This is a genomic window from Nitrosomonas sp. (assembly GCF_021731985.1).
Taxonomy (GTDB): domain Bacteria; phylum Pseudomonadota; class Gammaproteobacteria; order Burkholderiales; family Nitrosomonadaceae; genus Nitrosomonas.
This window is the reverse complement of record NZ_JAKFWH010000018.1, coordinates 31,944-51,724: the sequence shown is the minus strand read 5'-3', so window position 1 is coordinate 51,724 and position 19,781 is coordinate 31,944. Positions and strand designations below refer to the sequence as shown.

Annotated in this window: 22 protein-coding genes; all 22 read left to right on the top strand. The window is 42.0% G+C overall.

Going from position 1 to position 19,781, the window contains the following annotated elements; translation table 11 throughout:
- The first annotated feature begins 20 nt into the window (after positions 1-20).
- The 22 genes from QZ942_RS02430 (at position 21) to QZ942_RS02325 (ending at position 19,762) form a co-directional block, all read left to right on the top strand.
- Positions 21-494 carry a F0F1 ATP synthase subunit B gene (locus QZ942_RS02430; protein WP_292993048.1) on the top strand — a complete coding sequence of 158 codons (474 nt, stop codon included), beginning with the start codon at positions 21-23 and terminating at the stop codon, positions 492-494.
- Positions 494-1,030, top strand: a complete 537-nt coding sequence (locus QZ942_RS02425; protein WP_292993046.1) for a F0F1 ATP synthase subunit delta — start codon at positions 494-496, stop codon at positions 1,028-1,030. Before QZ942_RS02430 ends, QZ942_RS02425 begins: the two co-directional genes overlap by 1 nt.
- 12 nt (positions 1,031-1,042) lie before the next feature.
- Positions 1,043-2,584 carry a F0F1 ATP synthase subunit alpha gene (atpA, locus tag QZ942_RS02420; protein ID WP_292993045.1) on the top strand — a complete coding sequence of 514 codons (1,542 nt, stop codon included), beginning with the start codon at positions 1,043-1,045 and terminating at the stop codon, positions 2,582-2,584.
- A gap of 2 nt (positions 2,585-2,586) precedes the next feature.
- Positions 2,587-3,471: a F0F1 ATP synthase subunit gamma gene (atpG, locus tag QZ942_RS02415; RefSeq protein ID WP_292993044.1), complete on the top strand. Its 885-nt coding sequence runs from the start codon at positions 2,587-2,589 to the stop codon at positions 3,469-3,471.
- A 31-nt stretch (positions 3,472-3,502) separates the two neighbouring features.
- Positions 3,503-4,882 carry a F0F1 ATP synthase subunit beta gene (atpD, locus tag QZ942_RS02410; protein ID WP_292993042.1) on the top strand — a complete coding sequence of 460 codons (1,380 nt, stop codon included), beginning with the start codon at positions 3,503-3,505 and terminating at the stop codon, positions 4,880-4,882.
- Between the two features lie 17 nt (positions 4,883-4,899).
- A complete protein-coding gene (locus tag QZ942_RS02405; RefSeq protein WP_292993040.1) occupies positions 4,900-5,322 on the top strand; it encodes a F0F1 ATP synthase subunit epsilon in 423 nt (140 codons plus the stop codon).
- Between the two features lie 241 nt (positions 5,323-5,563).
- Positions 5,564-6,940 carry a bifunctional UDP-N-acetylglucosamine diphosphorylase/glucosamine-1-phosphate N-acetyltransferase GlmU gene (glmU, locus tag QZ942_RS02400; RefSeq protein WP_292993038.1) on the top strand — a complete coding sequence of 459 codons (1,377 nt, stop codon included), beginning with the start codon at positions 5,564-5,566 and terminating at the stop codon, positions 6,938-6,940.
- Positions 6,941-7,001: 61 nt separating this feature from the next.
- Entirely contained in the window at positions 7,002-8,858 is a 1,857-nt protein-coding gene (gene glmS / locus QZ942_RS02395; protein ID WP_292993037.1) for a glutamine--fructose-6-phosphate transaminase (isomerizing), read from the top strand.
- 152 nt (positions 8,859-9,010) lie between these two features.
- Positions 9,011-9,736, top strand: coding sequence for a YebC/PmpR family DNA-binding transcriptional regulator (locus tag QZ942_RS02390; protein WP_292993036.1), 726 nt, complete (start codon positions 9,011-9,013; stop codon positions 9,734-9,736).
- An 8-nt stretch (positions 9,737-9,744) separates the two neighbouring features.
- A complete protein-coding gene (gene ruvC / locus QZ942_RS02385; protein ID WP_292993035.1) occupies positions 9,745-10,278 on the top strand; it encodes a crossover junction endodeoxyribonuclease RuvC in 534 nt (177 codons plus the stop codon).
- Positions 10,275-10,859 carry a Holliday junction branch migration protein RuvA gene (ruvA, locus tag QZ942_RS02380; protein WP_292993066.1) on the top strand — a complete coding sequence of 195 codons (585 nt, stop codon included), beginning with the start codon at positions 10,275-10,277 and terminating at the stop codon, positions 10,857-10,859. Before ruvC ends, ruvA begins: the two co-directional genes overlap by 4 nt.
- Positions 10,860-10,884: 25 nt before the next feature.
- Positions 10,885-11,931, top strand: a complete 1,047-nt coding sequence (ruvB, locus tag QZ942_RS02375) for a Holliday junction branch migration DNA helicase RuvB (protein WP_292993033.1) — start codon at positions 10,885-10,887, stop codon at positions 11,929-11,931.
- 25 nt (positions 11,932-11,956) lie between these two features.
- On the top strand, positions 11,957-12,397 hold the full coding sequence (locus QZ942_RS02370) for a hypothetical protein (protein WP_292993032.1): 441 nt from the start codon (positions 11,957-11,959) through the stop codon (positions 12,395-12,397).
- A gap of 114 nt (positions 12,398-12,511) precedes the next feature.
- The gene (locus QZ942_RS02365) at positions 12,512-13,183 is read left to right on the top strand and encodes a Bax inhibitor-1/YccA family protein (protein WP_292926786.1); all 672 of its coding nucleotides are present in this window, start codon (positions 12,512-12,514) and stop codon (positions 13,181-13,183) included.
- Between the two features lie 15 nt (positions 13,184-13,198).
- On the top strand, positions 13,199-13,462 hold the full coding sequence (locus QZ942_RS02360) for a hypothetical protein (protein ID WP_292993031.1): 264 nt from the start codon (positions 13,199-13,201) through the stop codon (positions 13,460-13,462).
- A gap of 607 nt (positions 13,463-14,069) precedes the next feature.
- Positions 14,070-14,891 (top strand): cytochrome c oxidase subunit II, encoded by an 822-nt coding sequence (gene coxB, locus QZ942_RS02355; RefSeq protein ID WP_292993030.1) that lies wholly within the window; start codon positions 14,070-14,072, stop codon positions 14,889-14,891.
- A 12-nt stretch (positions 14,892-14,903) separates the two neighbouring features.
- The gene (gene ctaD / locus QZ942_RS02350; protein WP_292993029.1) at positions 14,904-16,490 is read left to right on the top strand and encodes a cytochrome c oxidase subunit I; all 1,587 of its coding nucleotides are present in this window, start codon (positions 14,904-14,906) and stop codon (positions 16,488-16,490) included.
- Positions 16,491-16,610: 120 nt separating this feature from the next.
- Positions 16,611-17,156, top strand: a complete 546-nt coding sequence (locus QZ942_RS02345) for a cytochrome c oxidase assembly protein (RefSeq protein ID WP_292926778.1) — start codon at positions 16,611-16,613, stop codon at positions 17,154-17,156.
- Between the two features lie 10 nt (positions 17,157-17,166).
- Complete coding sequence (locus QZ942_RS02340) at positions 17,167-17,379, top strand: DUF2970 domain-containing protein (protein WP_292993028.1); 213 nt, start codon at positions 17,167-17,169, stop codon at positions 17,377-17,379.
- 27 nt (positions 17,380-17,406) lie between these two features.
- Positions 17,407-18,264, top strand: a complete 858-nt coding sequence (locus QZ942_RS02335) for a cytochrome c oxidase subunit 3 (protein ID WP_292993027.1) — start codon at positions 17,407-17,409, stop codon at positions 18,262-18,264.
- Positions 18,265-18,489: 225 nt separating this feature from the next.
- Positions 18,490-19,209 carry an SURF1 family protein gene (locus QZ942_RS02330; protein WP_292926772.1) on the top strand — a complete coding sequence of 240 codons (720 nt, stop codon included), beginning with the start codon at positions 18,490-18,492 and terminating at the stop codon, positions 19,207-19,209.
- Complete coding sequence (locus tag QZ942_RS02325; protein WP_292993026.1) at positions 19,181-19,762, top strand: hypothetical protein; 582 nt, start codon at positions 19,181-19,183, stop codon at positions 19,760-19,762. Before QZ942_RS02330 ends, QZ942_RS02325 begins: the two co-directional genes overlap by 29 nt.
- Positions 19,763-19,781 lie beyond the last annotated feature (19 nt).

The following is a 19,781-nucleotide window of genomic DNA, read 5'->3' as shown; positions in this document are numbered from 1 at the left end:
TCAGATTTTACAGGCTTGTCATGAATATTAACTTTACTTTAATCTCTCAGGCGGTAGCCTTTTCAGTATTTATTTGGTTTACTGTTAAATTTGTATGGCCGCCGTTATTGCGTGCAATTGAAGAGCGTCAAAAAACTATTGCCGATGGATTGGCGGCTGGAGAACGCGGACGTCATGAATTAGAGTTGGCAAGTCAACGCTCTTCTGATGTATTGAAAGAAGCCAAACAGCGTGCCTCAGAAATAATTTTGCAAGCTGAGAAACGAGCCTCAGAGATTGTTGAAGAGTCTAAAAGAACAGCAAAAGAAGAAGGCGATCGTATAATTCTTGGCGCAAAGGCAGATATAGAGCATGAGGTATTTAGTGCAAAAGAAGCGCTACGTCAACATGTTGCTGAACTGGCTGTTGCCGGCGCAGCAAAAATACTGCGACGTGAAGTCGATGCCAAAGCGCATGCCGATATGCTCGCTTCTATTGGGGAAGATTTGAAATAATGGCTGAAGCGATTACAGTTGCAAGACCTTATGCAGAGGCTGTTTATAAGCTGGCAGTTGCCAGTGATAGTTTGGATCAATGGTCAAAAATGTTACAGCTTGCGGTAGAGATTGCAGAAGATGAGCATGTAAAGCCACTCATTGGCAATCCGGTGGTTTCTGCAAAGCAGATCGGAGAATTGTTTCTGGAGATTGGACGAAATAAATTTAATTCTGATGCTCGTAATCTGATGATGCTATTGGCGGAAAATAAACGGATAACAGTACTATCGCAGATTAATCAATTGTTTGAGCAATTAAAAGCGCAACACGAAGGTGTGTTGGACGCGAATATCGTAAGTGCATTTACAATGGAAAGTAAGCAACTGAAAAAATTGATCGATGATCTCGAACAAAAATTTAAGCGCAAGATAGAGGCACAAGTAAGTGTGGATCCAGAATTAATAGGTGGAATTAAAGTTGAAATTGGTGATGAGATTCTTGATGCCTCAGTTCGCGGTAAACTTGAAGCCATGGCCGTTGCCCTTAAAAGCTAGGAGTTAAATGAAATGCAGTTAAATCCATCCGAAATCAGTGAACTGATTAAAAAAAGGATTGAAGGACTTGTTGATACAGCAGAAGTCCGTACGCAAGGAACTATTGTTTCTGTAACGGACGGTATTGTGCGTATCCACGGTTTGTCAGATGTGATGCAAGGTGAAATGTTGGAATTTCCCGGTAATACCTTCGGTTTGGCGCTGAATCTTGAACGAGATTCAGTGGGTGCAGTTATTATGGGCGCGTATGAGCATATCTGCGAGGGCGATACAGTTAAATGTACCGGACGTATTCTCGAAGTGCCTGTTGGAGAAGGGTTGTTGGGTCGCGTTGTGAATTCACTGGGACAACCTATAGATGGGAAAGGACCAATTACAGCAGTAAGGTCTGAGCCTATCGAAAAGATAGCGCCGGGTGTGATTTGGCGTCAATCTGTCGATCAACCAGTTCAGACAGGTTTGAAATCGGTAGATTCTATGGTACCGGTTGGACGTGGGCAGCGTGAATTGATTATCGGCGATCGTCAAACAGGGAAAACTGCGGTAGCTATTGATGCGATCATTAATCAGAAAGGTCAAAACATGTTCTGTATTTATGTTGCGATTGGACAGAAGGCCTCTTCAATAGCAAACGTGGTACGTAAACTGGAAGAACATGGTGCAATGGAATATACCATTGTAGTGGCAGCAACCGCGTCAGAATCTGCAGCACTGCAATTTATTGCACCTTATTCTGGGTGCACGATGGGTGAATATTTTCGAGATAAGGGTCAGGATGCGTTGATTGTTTATGATGACTTAACGAAGCAAGCATGGGCATATAGGCAAATCTCATTGTTATTAAGACGTCCGCCAGGGCGTGAAGCATATCCAGGTGATGTGTTTTATCTTCATTCACGTCTGCTTGAAAGAGCAGCAAGAGTTAGTGTCGCATATGTCGAAAAGGCTACTGCAGGCGCAGTAAAGGGTAAGACTGGATCACTGACTGCTCTGCCAATCATTGAAACGCAGGCTGGTGATGTGACTGCTTTCGTGCCAACCAATGTGATTTCGATCACAGATGGACAAATATTCTTGGAAACAGACTTATTTAATGCGGGTATTCGCCCGGCAATTAATGCAGGTGTGTCCGTTTCACGGGTCGGTGGCGCGGCACAAACTAAGGTTATCAAGAAATTAGGCGGTGGCATACGTCTGGCATTAGCGCAATATCGTGAATTGGCTGCATTTGCCCAGTTCGCATCTGATTTGGATGAGGCGACACGTAAGCAGCTTGAGCGTGGAAAAATGGCAACTGAATTGATGAAGCAATCGCAGTATGCAACACTGAGTGTATCTGAGATGGCGCTTACTTTGTTTGCTATTAATAATGGTTATTTCGATGATGTTGAAGTTAAGCGGGCATTGGCATTTGAATCTGCGCTGAAGAGCTATATACGTAATCAGCATGGAGCTATTCTAGATAAGATCGAAAATACTAAAGAACTAGATGCGGAAACAGAGAAGGATTTGACCGCTGCAATCAAAGAATTCAAGCAAAACGGAACATATTAATAATGGCTGGCAGCAGAGAAGTACGAAATAAGATAAAGAGTGTAAAGAATACGCAAAAGATAACGCGTGCCATGGAAATGGTGGCGGCTTCTAAAATGCGTAAAGCGCAAGATCGTATGAAAAAAGCGCGGCCTTATGGTGAAAAAATACGTAATGTCGCAGCACATATGAGTCGGGCAAATACAGAATATCGACATCCATTTTTGATAGAGCGGGATACGGTAAAACGTATTGGCATTATTATAGTGACTTCAGATAAAGGGCTTTGTGGTGGTTTGAACACTAATGTTCTACGTAAAGCTATTAATCAAATGAAGGCTTGGCAGGCGGATGGTGAGCAAATTGAAGTTTGTTGCATAGGCAATAAAGGCCTGGGTTTCATGAGCCGTATCGGTGCAAGTGTTACGTCGCAGGTTATAGGGTTAGGCGATACTCCTGATATGGAGAAACTCATAGGTGCGGTTAAAGTTGTATTGGATGGCTATACGCAGGACCAATTCGATCGAGTGTATGTTTTTTATAATCGCTTTATCAATACCATGAAGCAAGAGCCCGTGATGGAACAGTTGCTGCCATTGACGGATGAGCGTATGCAGAAGGAAGATCAAACTAACGATAAACCAAAAGCTACATGGGATTATATTTATGAACCTGAAGCAAAGCCTGTTATAGACGATATTATGGTACGTTATGTCGAAGCGTTGATATATCAAGCTGTCACTGAGAATATGGCATCCGAGCAGTCTGCAAGGATGGTGGCGATGAAAGCTGCATCTGATAATGCAGGAAGTGTCATTGATGAGTTGACATTGATTTACAACAAATCTCGACAAGCGGCAATTACCAAGGAATTGTCGGAAATTGTCGGCGGTGCGGCGGCTGTTTAAAACATTTTTAGTATTTAGTTAGGGAACAACGATGAGTCAAGGAAAAATTGTTCAGTGTATTGGTGCGGTGATTGATGTGGAATTTTCACGTGAATCCATCCCAAAAGTATATGATGCATTAATAATGGAAGGTTCTGAACTGACGCTGGAAGTGCAGCAACAGCTGGGCGATGGCGTGGTGCGTACAATTGCACTGGGATCTTCTGATGGATTACGCCGTGGAATGATGGTTAAAAATACGGGCAAACAAATTACTGTACCTGTCGGAACCAAAACATTGGGACGTATTATGGATGTGCTGGGTCGTCCAATAGACGAAATGGGTGAAATTGGTGCAGAACAAACCATGTCCATTCACCGAGAAGCACCAGCATTCGACGAATTGTCAGCATCGACCGAATTATTAGAAACGGGCATTAAAGTGATTGATTTGATTTGCCCGTTTGCAAAAGGCGGGAAAGTCGGGTTATTTGGTGGTGCAGGTGTCGGCAAGACCGTCAATATGATGGAGTTGATCCGTAATATTGCGATTGAGCACAGTGGATATTCGGTATTTGCGGGTGTGGGTGAACGTACTCGGGAAGGAAATGACTTTTATCATGAGATGAAAGAATCCAAAGTCCTTGATAAAGTTGCACTGGTTTATGGACAAATGAATGAACCACCTGGAAATCGTTTGCGCGTGGCGCTGACGGGATTGACCATGGCGGAATCATTTCGAGATGAAGGTCGTGATGTGTTATTCTTCGTTGATAATATTTACCGGTATACATTGGCAGGGACCGAAGTATCAGCGTTGCTGGGACGTATGCCATCAGCAGTGGGTTATCAACCGACATTAGCTGAAGAAATGGGACGTTTGCAAGAACGGATCACATCGACAAAAACAGGTTCAATTACATCAATACAAGCTGTTTATGTACCAGCTGATGACTTAACCGATCCATCTCCAGCAACAACTTTTGGTCACTTGGATGCGACCGTTGTATTGTCTCGTGATATTGCTTCTTTAGGTATTTATCCTGCTGTGGATCCACTTGATTCAACTTCACGCCAGCTTGATCCACAAGTTGTGGGTGAAGAGCATTACAATACTGCACGTGCTGTACAGCAAACATTGCAACGCTATAAAGAATTAAGAGACATCATTGCTATTTTAGGTATGGATGAATTATCACCCGAAGACAAATTGGCAGTTAGTCGTGCGAGAAAGATTCAACGTTTCTTATCACAGCCATTTAACGTTGCTGAAGTCTTTACCGGGTCTCCAGGAAAATATGTATCGCTTAAAGATACAATCAAAGGTTTTAAAGGTATTGTGGAAGGTGAGTATGATGATCTACCAGAACAGGCGTTCTACATGGTTGGCGGCATCGAAGAGGCTGTTGAGAAAGCCAAGACCCTTCAATAAATTGAGAGAAAATATCAATGGGCACCATTTTTCATCTTGATATCGTTAGTGCTGAAGAATCTATCTATTCCGGCCCAGTGGAATTTTTGGTTGCACCAGCACAAATGGGTGAAGTAGGTATTTATCCACGTCATACTCCGATGTTGACAAGAATCAAATCTGGGATGGTGCGTATCAAAGCACAATTAAAAGAAGAAGAGCTGATATACGTGTCTGGAGGTATGTTAGAAGTTCAACCTGATATTGTTACCATACTGGCAGATACTGCAGTTCGCAGTCATGATCTTGATGAAGCGAAAGCCATCGAAGCAAAACGAGCAGCAGAAGAGGCTATGAAGAGTAAAGAGTCTGAGTTAGATTATGCGAGAGCCCAGGCAGAATTAATCGAAGCCATGGCGCAATTGGCCGCAATTGATAAACTAAGAAAACGCGGACACTAATTAAAAAACTGAAAGTAAAAAAGGCGACGTATGTCGCCTTTTTTGTGTCTGCTGTCTGAGTTTTTGCTGATTGTTTTCTACCAAGTTTCTCTGGCCCACTTAATAAGTGATAAAGTATTGAGCAACAATACGCGTTCCTGATCATCCTCACACTATGCTCCTTATAAATGAAGGGTGTGTATTTCATTACAGTTGATTGAATCGAATTGAATATACTTAAAAATAAAGGGAGTTCAATATTGTGACTAAAAAACTTAATGTTGTAATACTCGCAGCAGGTGAAGGAAAACGCATGCGTTCTTTTCTCCCGAAGGTATTGCATACTTTGGCGGGACGTTCATTGCTAATGCATGTTACTACCACGGCCCGATTGCTATCACCTGATAAAATCTGCATTGTCATCGGGCATGGAGGGGAGATAGTAAAACAATCAGTTGCCGGCGATGATTTAACTTGGGTTCTGCAGCCGCAGCAATTGGGTACCGGGCATGCACTAATGCAAACACTGCCGCATCTCGATAGAGATGGTTTGACGCTTGTGTTGTATGGAGATGTGCCATTAATCAGCATTCAAACATTGCGAGAATTAATAGCTAAAGCAGAAGAAAAGTACTGTGTGTTGTTAACTGCTGAGGTTGAGAATCCCTTTGGTTACGGCAGAATTGTGCGCGATTCTGATACAAAAACAATTAAAGCTATTGTAGAGCAAAAAGACGCCAATACTGAGCAACAAGAGATTCATGAAATTAATACCGGAATAATGCTGATACCCAATGATTATTTGCATAATTGGCTGCCAAAAATTGAAAACAAAAACACGCAACATGAATATTATCTGACTGATATCATTGCCTTGGCCGTTAGGCAAAGTGCTCAGGTCGCATCGTTACAAGCAGCAAATCTCTGGGAAGTAATGGGCATTAATAACAAATCTCAACTAGCAGAGCTTGAACGAATTTATCAAAGACACTGCGCTGATAAGCTCTTACATCTGGGGGTCAGTTTGATAGATCCGTCGCGAATTGATATAAGAGGAGAGCTTGTTTGCGGATCGGATGTTGAAATTGATGTTGGTTGTATTTTTGAAGGAAGGGTTAAGTTGGGTGATTCTGTTCAAGTGGGGGCGCATTGCATATTGAAGAATGTAATAGTAGATGCAGATACTACTATACTACCGTACAGCATGATTGAAGATACAGAGATAGGTGGAAGCTGCAAGATTGGACCTTATGCACGGATTCGACCTGGAACCAAACTTTCTAACAAAGTGCATATCGGCAATTTTGTCGAAGTGAAAAATAGCCAGATCGCTTTAGGAAGTAAGGCCAATCATTTAAGCTATATTGGTGATTCCATCGTAGGAAAGAATGTCAATATTGGTGCTGGAACAATTACTTGCAATTATGATGGTGCTAATAAACATCAAACGATCATAGAAGATGATGTATTTATCGGATCTGATACGCAGCTTATTGCGCCGGTGAGAATTTCTAAAGGTTCAACAATCGGGGCTGGATCGACTATCACTAAGGAAACGCCGGAAGGTCAGCTTACTTTGTCCAGATCGAAACAAATCAGTGTTGCTGGCTGGAAGCGTCCGCAGAAGCCAAAAGTATAGAGTAGAATTATTGATGTAGTAGATTTTTATTTATCAGCCTTAGTTGCAAGGAGAGTGCACTATGTGTGGAATAGTTGGTGCAGTAGCCAATGGTAATGTTGTTCCAATGTTGCTGGAAGGATTGCTACGCTTAGAATACCGAGGGTATGATTCTGCCGGACTGGTGGTAACGTGTAATGGCCTGCAGAGATTACGCACGACAGATCGCGTAATCGAATTGCAGAAGCTTACAATAAAGCAGAAAACACACGGACTTGCAGGCATTGCCCATACACGTTGGGCGACGCATGGAGCACCGTCAGAACGTAATGCGCATCCCCATTTCTCCGGAACTGTAGGTACAGATACTAGAATCGCTATCGTGCATAATGGAATAATTGAAAATCATGAAATAATGCGCAAGCGCTTACAGGTAGAAGGATTTGAATTTATATCGGATACCGATACCGAAGTTATTGCGCACCTCATAGCATTTAATCTTAAGCGGACCGCTGATTTATTAAAAGCGGTTTGCGAGTCTATCGCTGAATTACAAGGTGCTTACGCAATTGCTGTAATGGAAGAAGCTCGACCTGAGAAGCTTGTTGTTGCACGTAACGGAGCACCATTGTTACTGGGTTTGGGTGAAAGCGGGAATTATGCGGCTTCTGATGCATCGGCATTATTAAAAGCAACCAGGAATATGATTTACCTGGAAGAAGGCGATGTCGCTGAGCTGACATGCAACGGATATCGCATTGTCAATTGTCTTAATGGCAGTTTAGTGCAAGAAGTGGAACGCACGGTTCACGAAAGTAGTCTGGCGAGTGAGGCGATAGAAATGGGACCGTATGCACATTTCATGCAGAAGGAAATATTTGAGCAACCGAGTGCTGTGGCAAATACGCTGGAAATGGTATTTAGTGCTCAGTCTATTTCACCCAATTTATTTGGTAGTGAAGCTGAGAAAGTATTTAATAAAACCAGCAGCATTCTGATACTGGCCTGCGGAACCAGTTATCATGCAGGCTTGGTTGCTCGTTACTGGCTGGAAACTGTTGCTGGTCTGCCATGTAACGTTGAAATAGCGAGCGAATACCGTTATCGTGACCCCATTGCAGACCCAGCTACTTTAGTGGTTGGCATTTCCCAATCGGGAGAAACTGCAGATACACTGGCGGCAATGGGCTATGCGAAGAAACTGGGTCATCAATACAGCCTTGCTATTTGCAATGTCCCAGAAAGTGCTCTGATACGGCAAACGGATCTGCGTTTTCTCACCCGGGCAGGTCCAGAAATTGGTGTGGCCTCGACCAAAGCGTTTACTACGCAATTAGCATCACTTTTACTATTAGCGGTGACACTGGCGAAGATGCGCCATAAATTATCTATCGAAGATGAGCAGCGGATGATTATGGCGCTACGTCATTTACCGGTAGCCTTGCAGCATGCACTACAAGTTGAGCCGCAAGTGAAGATTTGGGCTAAAAGTTTTGCACAAAAGCGCCACGCATTATTTCTTGGGCGCGGTGTTCATTATCCCGTTGCTATGGAAGGTGCACTTAAACTCAAGGAGATTTCTTATATACATGCAGAAGCCTATGCGGCTGGAGAATTAAAGCATGGTCCGTTAGCTTTAGTAGATAGCGAAATGCCAGTTGTTGCAATAGCACCCAATGATCAGCTGTTAGGTAAGCTAAAATCGAACCTGCAAGAAGTACATGCACGAGGTGGCGAACTCTATGTGTTTGCGGATGCAGATTCCCAGATAGTGCAAGGCGAGAATCTGCATGTAATCCGATTAGCAGAGCATGCTGGTTTACTCAGTCCAATTCTTCATACGATACCGCTTCAGCTATTGGCTTATCATGTTGCCTTAGAGAAAGGAACTGATGTTGATAAACCACGGAATCTAGCAAAAGCAGTAACAGTGGAATAAATACGATCTGATAAAAACGGGTTAAATGTATTTAAAGTTGGTAACATGCTGTGCAAAACAGATGGCTGTATTATCAGCGACTAGAGTTTGGTACTTTATCCATAAGCTATGGAGTGGTAATATAAATTTACTTTCGTAAAGGGCGCAGATAAATGGCAGGTCATAGCAAATGGGCTAATATCAAACACAAAAAAGCCGCACAGGATGCTAAGCGTGGTAAGGTGTTTACACGGCTCATCAAGGAAATAACTGTAGCTGCCCGCATGGGTGGCGGGGATCCGGATAGTAATCCGCGCTTACGTTTAGCAGTGGATAAGGCATACGATCAGAATATGCCGAAGGACAATGTGGAGCGTGCGATTAAACGTGGCAGCGGCACTCTGGACGGCGCTGATTATGAAGAAATTCGTTATGAAGGCTATGGCATAGCGGGTGCTGCTGTGATGGTTGATTGCATGACAGATAATCGGGTGCGGACTGTAGCTGATGTGCGCCATGCCTTTACAAAGTATGGTGGTAATCTGGGTACGGACGGTTCCGTCAATTTCTTATTCAAACACTGCGGTCAATTAATTTTTGCACCAGGAACCAATGAAGATAAGCTCATAGAAGTCGCATTGGAGGGTGGAGCCGAAGATGTGATCAGCAATGAGGATGGTAGTATCGAAGTAATTACTGATCCCTATGAATTTATAAACGTTAAAGAAGCATTGGAGAAAGCGGGGTTTAAGGCTGAGCTGGCGGAAGTGACCATGAAGCCAAGCAATGAGGCTGTATTATCTGGTGATGATGCTGTAAAAATGCAGAAATTACTGGATGCTTTGGAAAATCTTGATGATGTGCAGAATGTGTACACCACAGCAATTCTTGATGAATAAGAGCTATATTGTCAGGTGACAAAATCCGTATTCTTGGCATAGATCCTGGTTTACGTATTACAGGTTTTGGCGTGATCGATAAAATTGGAAGTAATTTAACCTATGTCAGCAGCGGCAGTGTTAAAACCTTTGAAGGTGAATTGCCTTCTCGTCTCAAATTAATTCTGGATAATTTGAGTGAAGTCATCACGCAATATCAGCCCGAACACGTTGCTATCGAACAAGTTTTTGTCAATATCAATCCCCAGTCTACATTATTACTTGGTCAGGCGCGTGGTGCGGCTATCTGTGCAGCAGTGATGAATGACCTGATCGTGGCAGAGTATACCGCGTTGCAAATAAAACAAGCCGTAGTGGGTAATGGTCATGCAAAAAAAGATCAGGTACAAGAAATGGTCATGCGGTTACTTAATCTGGTTGGCAGCCCAAGTGCTGATGCAGCGGATGCTTTGGCTTGCGCGATATGTCACGCCCATGGTGGAATGGGTCTGGGGAAGATTGCGACGACGGGCTACCGGATGAAACGCGGGCGTTTAGTATGATTGGGCGATTAACTGGCATTTTGCTGGAAAAACACCCCCCGCAGGTATTGTTGGATGTGCAAGGGGTTGGATATGAAATAGATGTGCCGATGAGTACTTTTTATGATCTTCCGGCGACAGGTGTGCAAGCAACATTGTATACGCATCTTGTGATACGTGAAGATATGCATCTGTTATTTGGTTTCGCAACGGAATCAGAGCGTCAGACATTTCGCCAGTTGATAAAAATTTCGGGGGTAGGCGCAAGAACTGCGTTGGCTCTTTTATCGGGTTTGAGTGTGCCTGATTTGTATCGTGCTGTGGGAGATCAGGATAGTACGCGACTCATCCGAGTGCCCGGCATCGGGAAAAAAACGGCTGAGCGCTTGCTGCTGGAGTTGCGGGATAAGCTGGGCACTACAGGGATCAATTTAAATCAGAGCCCATCTACGCCAACTAATGGCAGTGACATACTCAATGCACTGTTATCACTAGGTTATAATGATCGGGAAGCAGATTGGGCCATTAAGCAAATCGCATCGAATGCGACCGTGTCCGATGGCATACGGCAAGCGTTGCAACTATTATCTAAGGAAAAGTAATCGGAACGTGACTTGGACCTAATGAATGATTGAAACAGATCGACTTGTTGCTGCTGCACCTGCGTCATCCCAAGAAGAAATTCTGGAACGAGCGCTACGCCCAAAACAACTGGAAGAGTATGTCGGTCAGGAAAAGATTCGTGGGCAATTGCAGATATTCATTGAAGCAGCCAGAAATCGCCATGAAGCGCTTGATCATGTTTTGTTATTCGGCCCGCCAGGTTTAGGTAAAACCACACTTGCACATATCATAGCCAGAGAAATGGGCGTTAATTTGCGCCAAACATCTGGTCCGGTTTTAGAACGCCCGGGTGACCTAGCAGCTTTGCTCACAAACCTGGAACCTAACGATGTTTTATTTATCGATGAAATACATCGCCTATCTCCGATGGTCGAGGAGATACTCTATCCGGCGCTGGAAGATTACCAACTCGATATCATGATTGGTGAGGGACCGGCTGCGCGTTCTGTGAAATTGGATTTGCCCGCATTTACTCTGGTCGGGGCTACTACGCGCGCAGGTATGCTTACTAACCCATTGCGCGATCGTTTCGGTATTGTTTCGCGTTTGGAATTTTACACGCCGGAAGAGCTTTGCAAAATTGTCATCCGATCTGCTGGGTTATTGAAAGTGGAAATATCACCCGATGGCGCATTTGAAATTGCGCGTCGCTCACGCGGTACTCCACGGATTGTTAATCGATTACTGCGTCGTGTGCGTGATTTTGCTGAAGTTAAAGCTGATGGGCACGTGACTCATGCAGTAGCCGATGCAGCTTTAAGCATGTTGGATGTGGATGCGATCGGGTTGGATATCATGGATCGAAAGTTGTTGTTGGCTGTAATAGAAAAATTTAGTGGGGGGCCAGTTGGTGTGGATAATCTCGCAGCGGCAATTAGTGAAGAACGTGACACAATTGAAGATGTGCTAGAACCTTATTTGATTCAGCAAGGATTCTTGAAGCGTACGCCAAGGGGGCGTATGGCAACAGCAGCGACTTATCAGCATTTTGGCATCGCTTTGCCGAGAAATGGGTTAAATGGCGCTTTCTGGGAAGAGAATAACTTATAATCAATCATTTTGTCGTTCACGACTTATGCAAATTCAAACATTACGCATCATCGTAGCTTTATTACTTACATTGGTTGTTATGTTGTATTTCTATACCAATCGAGAAAAAGATTATTACAGTAAGAGCGCAGAACCAGCTGTTGCCAGGATACTGACCGAAATATCTAGCTGGGAAAAGAACGTGCTTCTGACTCATTTGGCACCAGAAGCTAAGCAAACAGTGAGTGACGAGCAGTTGGATAAACTGATGAATCTGTATCGTGGTTTTGGTCGATTTCAGTCTATTGAAGAACTTAATTTTTCGCGTACAGTCAGTGCATTTTCACTTGTGGGTGAGAGGCGCATCAATTATTCAGGCATTGCAAAATTTGATGCCGGGCCCGTAAATATGAATATCACTTTATTAGAACGAGGAGGATTCTTTCTTGTTTACAACTTTACATTAGCAATAGCTACACAAGAATAGGGTAATTAATAGATCAGTATAATTCATGCTATTATGCCTTGAACTATATCTGGCTTATGATAGTCTTATTTGTCGTTAGAATAGTCTTGGATTAATTTTATAGTGGAGGTTTTTATGAATCAAAATTACTCAACAGCTGCTCAAGGATCATCGTCAGCCATTGCGACAAACAAAGTTTTACGCAGTACATATATGCTTTTATCCCTGACATTATTGTTCAGTGGACTTACTGCTGCACTTTCAATGTTCATGAATATGCCACCTATGACATACATGATATCTGTTATTGGTGGAATGGTGATTGCCATGTTTGTTCTGCCTCGTTTTGCTAACTCATCAGCTGGTATAGGAATTGTTTTCCTCATTACTGGTATGCTGGGATTTGGATTGGGGCCAATACTGAGTATGTATGCATCATTGCCTAATGGTGGAAATATCATTACGTTGTCGCTAGGAGGCACCGGAGCCATTTTCATGGGATTGTCAGCATATGCGCTGGCTACACGAAAAGACTTCAGTTTTATGGGTGGCTTCTTGATGGTGGGTTTTCTTTTGGTTCTATTGGCAGCACTAGCGAATATATTCTTGCAGATACCAGCCATGTCATTGATGATTTCAGCTGTAGTTATCATGATTATGAGCGGTTTTATCTTGTATGACACTAGTCGAATTATTCACGGTGGTGAAACTAACTATGTGTTGGCGACCATTGGCTTGTACATGACAATCTTCAATATTTTTATTAGCTTGCTACAAATACTGGGTATTATGGGAAATGACGATTAATTTCCAGCGATAGGAATGAATATTCAAACCCCGGTTAAACCGGGGTTTTGTTTTGGACAAAAGGGTTTTGTAGAAGAAGTCATTCAGGAAGAGGGCAATATGGACTGGATGGAAATTGTTTCTGCTTTGGCGCTAGTGATGTTTATTATTATCCTGTTACCAGCTACCCGGGATATGATGAGGAATAGCTCAAAGGGCACATCGGCGGATTGGATGAGTTTTGTTATTCCCGTCGTTGTTGTTTTTTTATTTATTATGCTTTTGGTTAAATTAGTGTGATGCAGATTTGCTGCACTGATAAGCATTTAAGAGAAAGTTTATTTTTAATAGACTCATCTCAGTTAGATTTAATGTTCAATGAGCATCATGCACATTAAATAAGTCGCTTTGCAGTTTGGAGTATTAAGTATGTCTGTATATCTTAAATGACTGAAGTGGTGAATTTTCAGCGAGAGGTCAAACTTGACGCTGAAATGTGAAAGTTATACTCAGCTGAGAATATCCAAATCCACTGAAGAAAGTAAGCAGTGAATTCTGCATCCCAACAATGCTCTTTAGGTGTACTCAAACAAGAATACCATTTTATAAGCAGGGGAATATTGCTATAAAAATCATGATTTTTCCTTGTTAGGGCAGCGGGGGCGTGCTAGAATTTCCATTCGATTAATTAGCATGTAGAAGATTCTATAACTAAGAAAATCTAAGTTGCGGATAGTAAGGGAATTCGGCCAAGGAAATGTAGCTATCGTCAATAATGGTGTGGTTTTAACAAATAGGATTTTGGCGTGTGACTTCCGTAGCTGGCTGAACAGGATAAGCGTTCAGGTTTGTAGCGTTCGTAGTCGTACCTGAAATCTGTAAAATTAGTAATCATGTGGGGGGGAATATGAGAAGTAAATTAGTAGCAACCCTGGCGGGGGTATCCACTCTCGCTTTGTACTCAAGTATGGCAGTAGGGTCTAAATATAATTTTCCAGAGCCGCAAAGTATCATAGCGAGAGAAACCTATGATATGCATATTTGGATTATGTGGATATGTCTGGCTATTTTTATTGGTGTGTTTGGTGTCATGTTTTACTCCATACTCAAGCACCGTAAATCTGTGGGATACAAAGCAGCAAACTTCCATCACAGTACTACAGTAGAGATTATTTGGACTGTAATACCTTGTATTATTCTTGTGGTTATGGCATTGCCTGCGACTAAGACAGTTATTTCGATGAAGGATACTTCAAGTCCTGATATGACCATCAAAGCAACGGGCTATCAGTGGATGTGGGGTTATGACTATCTTCAAGGTGAAGGAGAGGGGATTAGTTTCTATAGTAAATTGTCGACACCAAGAGCTCAATATGAAAATAAAGAACCTAAGGGCGAAAATTATTTACTAGAAGTAGATAATCGTGTTGTTGTGCCGGTAGGTAAAAAGGTGCGGGTAATTATCACAGCAAATGATGTGCTTCATGCATGGTGGGTACCAGCATTAGGCGTTAAACAAGATGCTATTCCAGGTTTTATTCGTGATTCATGGTTCACAGCAGATGCTCCGGGAATTTATCGTGGGCAGTGTGCTGAATTGTGTGGTAAAGATCATGGATTTATGCCAATTGTAGTCGAAGTGATGAATGCAGATGATTATTCTAAATGGGTGGCTGCACAGTTAAGTGCATCTGCAGTTAAGACATCAATGCATATAGAAAATAAGTAAAAGGAGATAACTATGGCAGCAGTACACGGTGACGTACATGGTCACGAACATGATGATCATCATCCCAGTGGAATAATGCGTTGGGTTAAAACAACCAATCATAAAGACATTGGTACGATGTATCTTTGGTTTAGTTTTGCTATGTTTATGGTGGGTGGTTTTTTGGCTATGGGAATTCGAGCAGAGCTATATCAGCCCGGCATACAAATTTTACAGCCAGAACTATTTAATCAATTTACTACGTTACACGGGCTGATAATGGTGTTTGGCGCCATCATGCCGGCTTTTGTGGGTTTTGCTAACTGGCAAGTACCGATGATGATTGGTGCGCCAGATATGGCTTTTGCTCGGATGAATAACTGGAGTTTCTGGTTGTTGCCAGTGGCGGCTACCATGTTGGTTGGTTCATTTTTTGTACCAGGTGGCGCAGCAGCAGGTGGTTGGACATTTTACCCGCCACTTTCAACCCAAGGTGGTCTGGGTGTGGATCTAATGATTTTTTCAGTTCATGTATTGGGTGCTTCCTCAATTATGGGCTCAATTAATATCATCACGACCATTTTAAATATGCGCGCGCCTGGCATGACAATGATGAAGATGCCAATGTTTGTATGGACATGGCTGATCACTGCCTATTTGCTGGTTTTGGTGATGCCGGTTCTGGCTGGTGTCGTAACTATGCTGCTGACAGATCGTCATTTTGGCACAAGTTTCTTCAATGCAGCCGGTGGCGGAGACCCAGTTCTGTTTCAGCATATTTTCTGGTTCTTTGGGCACCCAGAAGTGTATATTATGATTTTGCCAGCTTTTGGTATTGTTTCTGAAATAATTCCAACTTTTTCAAGAAAACCATTATTTGGTTATTCATCAATGGTTTATGCAACTGCATCCATTGCGATTTTATCTTGTATAGTATGGGCGCATCACATGTTCACAGCAGGTATGCCAACAGTTGGGCAACTGTTTTTCATGTATGCAACGATGCTGATCGCAGTTCCGACGGGTGTGAAAGTATTTAACTGGACCGCTACAATGTGGCGTGGTTCGATGACATTCGAAACACCTATGTTATTCGCAATTGGTTTCATATTCTTGTTTGTGATTGGTGGTTTCAGCGGTGTGATTTGTGCAATTGTTCCTATTGATATACAAGTACAGGATACATACTATGTAATTGCCCATTTCCATTATGTTCTCGTGTCAGGTGCCTTATTTGCCTTATTTGCTGGCGTATATTACTGGATTCCAAAGTGGACCGGTCATATGTACAGTGAAACGCTTGGTAAATGGCATTTCTGGTTATCGATGTTTTTCTTTAATGCGACATTCTTTGTTCAGCATTTCTTGGGATTAGCTGGTATGCCGCGTAGAATTCCTGATTACAATTTGCAATTCGCAGATTTCAATATGATTTCTAGCCTTGGCGCGTTTGGGTTTGGGCTGACGCAGCTTCTATTCCTCTATCTCGTGATTGATTGTATACGTAATGGGGAAAAAGCACCTCAGTCGCCATGGGATGGTGCAACAACTCTGGAGTGGACGCATTTGCCATCACCGGCTCCATACCACAGTTTTGAAACACCACCGATTGTTAAGTAAAGACAGTCAGAGAAAAGCGTATGTCACAAGAGACAGAATTAAAGCGTAAAAAGCTAAGAACTGGATTATTTCTGTTATTTACGGTGGTAGCACTTTATTTAACGGTTATTTACAAACAATATGGTAACTAACTTATCGAAAGCTAATGTAGTAATGATGAAAAAGTTGTTGGTTTTCACATTAATAATGTTTGTTTTTGGATATGCTCTTGTACCATTTTATGAAAAATTCTGTGAAGTAACTGGAATTAATAATCTGCTAAAACCTGACGTACTGGTTAAAGAGAATTGGGTGGATGAAAAGCGCTGGATTACAGTGGAATTTGATGCCAATACAAGAGGATTGCCTTGGCAATTTAAACCACTGCAAACCAGCGCTCGTATTCATCCTGGTGAAGCAATCAGTGTGATGTACGAAATTACAAATGACTCAGATCGTGAAATAAACGGGCAAGCGATACCCAGTTACAGTCCACGTTTTCTGGATAAACATTTGAAGAAGTTTGAATGTTTTTGCTTTACAAAACAAGTGCTTAAGCCATATGAAACTAGACAAATGCCAGTGCAATTCGTAATTGAACCTGGATTGCCACCAGAGATAAACACGGTGACTATTTCATATACTTTCTTTGAATTACCCGGTAGTGGAAGCGTGGCTACAAAATGAGGCAGAGGAAGTGAATAAGATTACTGAAAAACAAAGTAGCGTTAGTATTTGGCAGATTGCTAAAGCTGTCATGGCTGCATTTATGGGAATCCGCACAAAGAGTGATCTTGAGAATGATGCTGCAACATTGAAGCCAGTTCATGTTGTCATAGGCGGGATTATTGGAGGCTTGGTATTTGTAATCTGTGTGTTGTTATTAGTTCAATTGGTAGTTAGAAATTAAATAAATCATAAGTAGGAGGAGATAAGAATGAGTCAAGAATCCGGACACTATTATGTCCCAGCACCATCGGCATATCCAATAATTGGATCGACCGCGCTGTTATGTATTATGACTGGCGCAGCCCTAACCATGAATAAAATTGAGTATGGGACTGGTGTTTTAGCAGTAGGTTTCGCCATCCTGATTTATATGTTATTTGGATGGTTTGGAACTGTTGCAAGAGAAAGTGAAAGTGGAAAATTTAATAAACAAGTTGATATGTCCTTTCGCTGGGGAATGAGCTGGTTTATTTTGACTGAAGTAATGTTTTTCTGCGCATTTTTTGGCGCATTGTTTTACATGCGTAACCTTTCGATTCCTTGGTTAGAAGCAGAAAGCTCAGTATTAGGAAATAGCTTCTGGTCTTCGTATAATGGCGCATGGCCGACCGCAGGACCTGGCGTACATGAACAATTTACTCCAATGGGCGCATGGGGTTTGCCAGCTTTCAACACCATGCTGCTTTTGTTGTCTGGTGTAACATGTACCTTGGCGCATCATGCACTGAAAGAGAATAGACGTGATGCCCTTAAAAATTGGTTGCTCGCAACCATATTTTTAGGTGCTTTATTTATAGGCTGTCAAGCTTATGAGTATATGCATGCTTACAGCGACTTAAATCTTAAATTAACTACCGGGGCTTATGGATCAACCTTTTTTATGCTGACAGGTTTTCATGGATTCCATGTAACTGTAGGTGCAATTATGTTGACTGTTATCTACTTCCGTAGCTTAGCCGGGCACTTTACTCCTGAGCATCACTTCGGTTTTGAAGGCGTGGCTTGGTACTGGCACTTTGTTGACGTGGTGTGGTTAGGACTGTTTATTTTCGTTTATTTGATGTAAAAGAAACAGAGGTGGTAGAGAAGATTCCAGCTTTTGCACACTGATACTAAGAATTTAGTTAGAAGAAGAGATTTCTTGTGAGGTGTAAAAGTCTGGAATTTTTTATTTACGAGTTAAAAGATAAGAAATTCAGTTAATATTTCTTCTAAAACTGACTAAAAATATAGGACATACATTTCCTAAAAATAACAGTCAATCGAGTATCAAAATTTATACAGACAGAAAATGATTGTATTGGGATACCGCTTTGAACCAAAGCTGTGGGTGGTTTTAGTTACCGCAGTGTCTGTAATCATTTTCATTGAATTGGGTAAGTGGCAGTTATCTCGCGCTGATGAAAAAAATGCACGGCATGAGCTTCTTGAACAATATGCAAAGCAACCCGCAGTGACATTGCCAAATACTTTGGTCAAGCTAGAAGATTTTCAGTATCGAGAAGTTGAAGTGCAGGGTGAATTTCTTTCTGAACACACAATATTTCTGGATAATAAAACTCATCAGGGTCATGCGGGCTATCACGTTATTACACCACTTAAGATTGTGAATAGCGCGTTACTTGTTGCGATCAACAGAGGGTGGGTCGCGACAGGATATGACAGATCAGTATTGCCGCATGTCAATGAAATTAATGGTGTTATTAATGTAACTGGGTTAGTGGTAGCACCAGAATTGAGGACATTCAAGCTGTCTGAAATGGTAACAACAGGTAAGGTCTGGAATGACTTTAATCTGCAGCGCTATCAGGAGGAAACAGGGCAAGAAATTCAACCCCTGATGGTATTGCAAAAGAATAATGTAGAAGATGGACTGATGCGTGATTGGGATAGGCCAGACTCAGGTGCTGCCAAGAATTTAGGCTATGCAGTTCAATGGTTTTTACTAGCAACTACAGCAATAATTATTTTCTTAGTATTGAATGTTAAACGAAAAAATACAAAAGTCTAATAGGCGTAAATTTTTATTACTTCTGGCACTAATGTGTGCACCGGTTGTAATTTCTTATGCTTTATATTTTCTGGAATATAAACCAGAAAGTAAACACTATGGTGATTTAATACCGATCGTTAAAGTGACAGGAAAAGCGACCAACCAAGCTGATAATACGATCTTGCGAATGAAGGATCTGCATGGTAAGTGGGTTCTGGTGACAGTAGATTCTGGGCACTGTGACGAAGCTTGCCAGAAAAAATTATATTTTATGCGGCAAGTAAGGTTAGTGCAGGGAAAACAAAAACATCGAATTGAACGGCTTTGGCTAATTAATGACGATGTCATTCCAGATGCAGAATTAGTTAAAGAATACGATGGTACATTCTTTGTTAAAGCTCAGGATAGCGAGATTCTTGGTTTTATTGAAACAAAAGAAATTCAAACAAAACACATTTACTTAATTGATCCAATAGGTAATTTGATGATGCGTTTCCCAGAAAACGTAGATGGGACAAAAATGGGTCATGACATAAAAAGATTGTTACATGTTTCGCAAATAGAGCATTAAGATTTGATTGTGTTTCGGC

Coding starts and splice junctions, on each gene's coding strand:
- QZ942_RS02390 (WP_292993036.1), top strand. CDS start 9,011: ATGGCAGGTCATAGCAAATGGGCTAATATCAAACACAAAAAAGCCGCA.
- QZ942_RS02405 (WP_292993040.1), top strand. CDS start 4,900: ATGGGCACCATTTTTCATCTTGATATCGTTAGTGCTGAAGAATCTATC.
- QZ942_RS02330 (WP_292926772.1), top strand. CDS start 18,490: ATGATTGTATTGGGATACCGCTTTGAACCAAAGCTGTGGGTGGTTTTA.
- glmS (WP_292993037.1), top strand. CDS start 7,002: ATGTGTGGAATAGTTGGTGCAGTAGCCAATGGTAATGTTGTTCCAATG.
- QZ942_RS02430 (WP_292993048.1), top strand. CDS start 21: ATGAATATTAACTTTACTTTAATCTCTCAGGCGGTAGCCTTTTCAGTA.
- QZ942_RS02325 (WP_292993026.1), top strand. CDS start 19,181: ATGTTAAACGAAAAAATACAAAAGTCTAATAGGCGTAAATTTTTATTA.
- ruvA (WP_292993066.1), top strand. CDS start 10,275: ATGATTGGGCGATTAACTGGCATTTTGCTGGAAAAACACCCCCCGCAG.
- QZ942_RS02425 (WP_292993046.1), top strand. CDS start 494: ATGGCTGAAGCGATTACAGTTGCAAGACCTTATGCAGAGGCTGTTTAT.
- QZ942_RS02370 (WP_292993032.1), top strand. CDS start 11,957: ATGCAAATTCAAACATTACGCATCATCGTAGCTTTATTACTTACATTG.
- coxB (WP_292993030.1), top strand. CDS start 14,070: ATGAGAAGTAAATTAGTAGCAACCCTGGCGGGGGTATCCACTCTCGCT.
- QZ942_RS02365 (WP_292926786.1), top strand. CDS start 12,512: ATGAATCAAAATTACTCAACAGCTGCTCAAGGATCATCGTCAGCCATT.
- ruvB (WP_292993033.1), top strand. CDS start 10,885: ATGATTGAAACAGATCGACTTGTTGCTGCTGCACCTGCGTCATCCCAA.
- atpG (WP_292993044.1), top strand. CDS start 2,587: ATGGCTGGCAGCAGAGAAGTACGAAATAAGATAAAGAGTGTAAAGAAT.
- QZ942_RS02345 (WP_292926778.1), top strand. CDS start 16,611: ATGGTAACTAACTTATCGAAAGCTAATGTAGTAATGATGAAAAAGTTG.
- QZ942_RS02360 (WP_292993031.1), top strand. CDS start 13,199: ATGAATATTCAAACCCCGGTTAAACCGGGGTTTTGTTTTGGACAAAAG.
- ctaD (WP_292993029.1), top strand. CDS start 14,904: ATGGCAGCAGTACACGGTGACGTACATGGTCACGAACATGATGATCAT.
- atpD (WP_292993042.1), top strand. CDS start 3,503: ATGAGTCAAGGAAAAATTGTTCAGTGTATTGGTGCGGTGATTGATGTG.
- QZ942_RS02335 (WP_292993027.1), top strand. CDS start 17,407: ATGAGTCAAGAATCCGGACACTATTATGTCCCAGCACCATCGGCATAT.
- atpA (WP_292993045.1), top strand. CDS start 1,043: ATGCAGTTAAATCCATCCGAAATCAGTGAACTGATTAAAAAAAGGATT.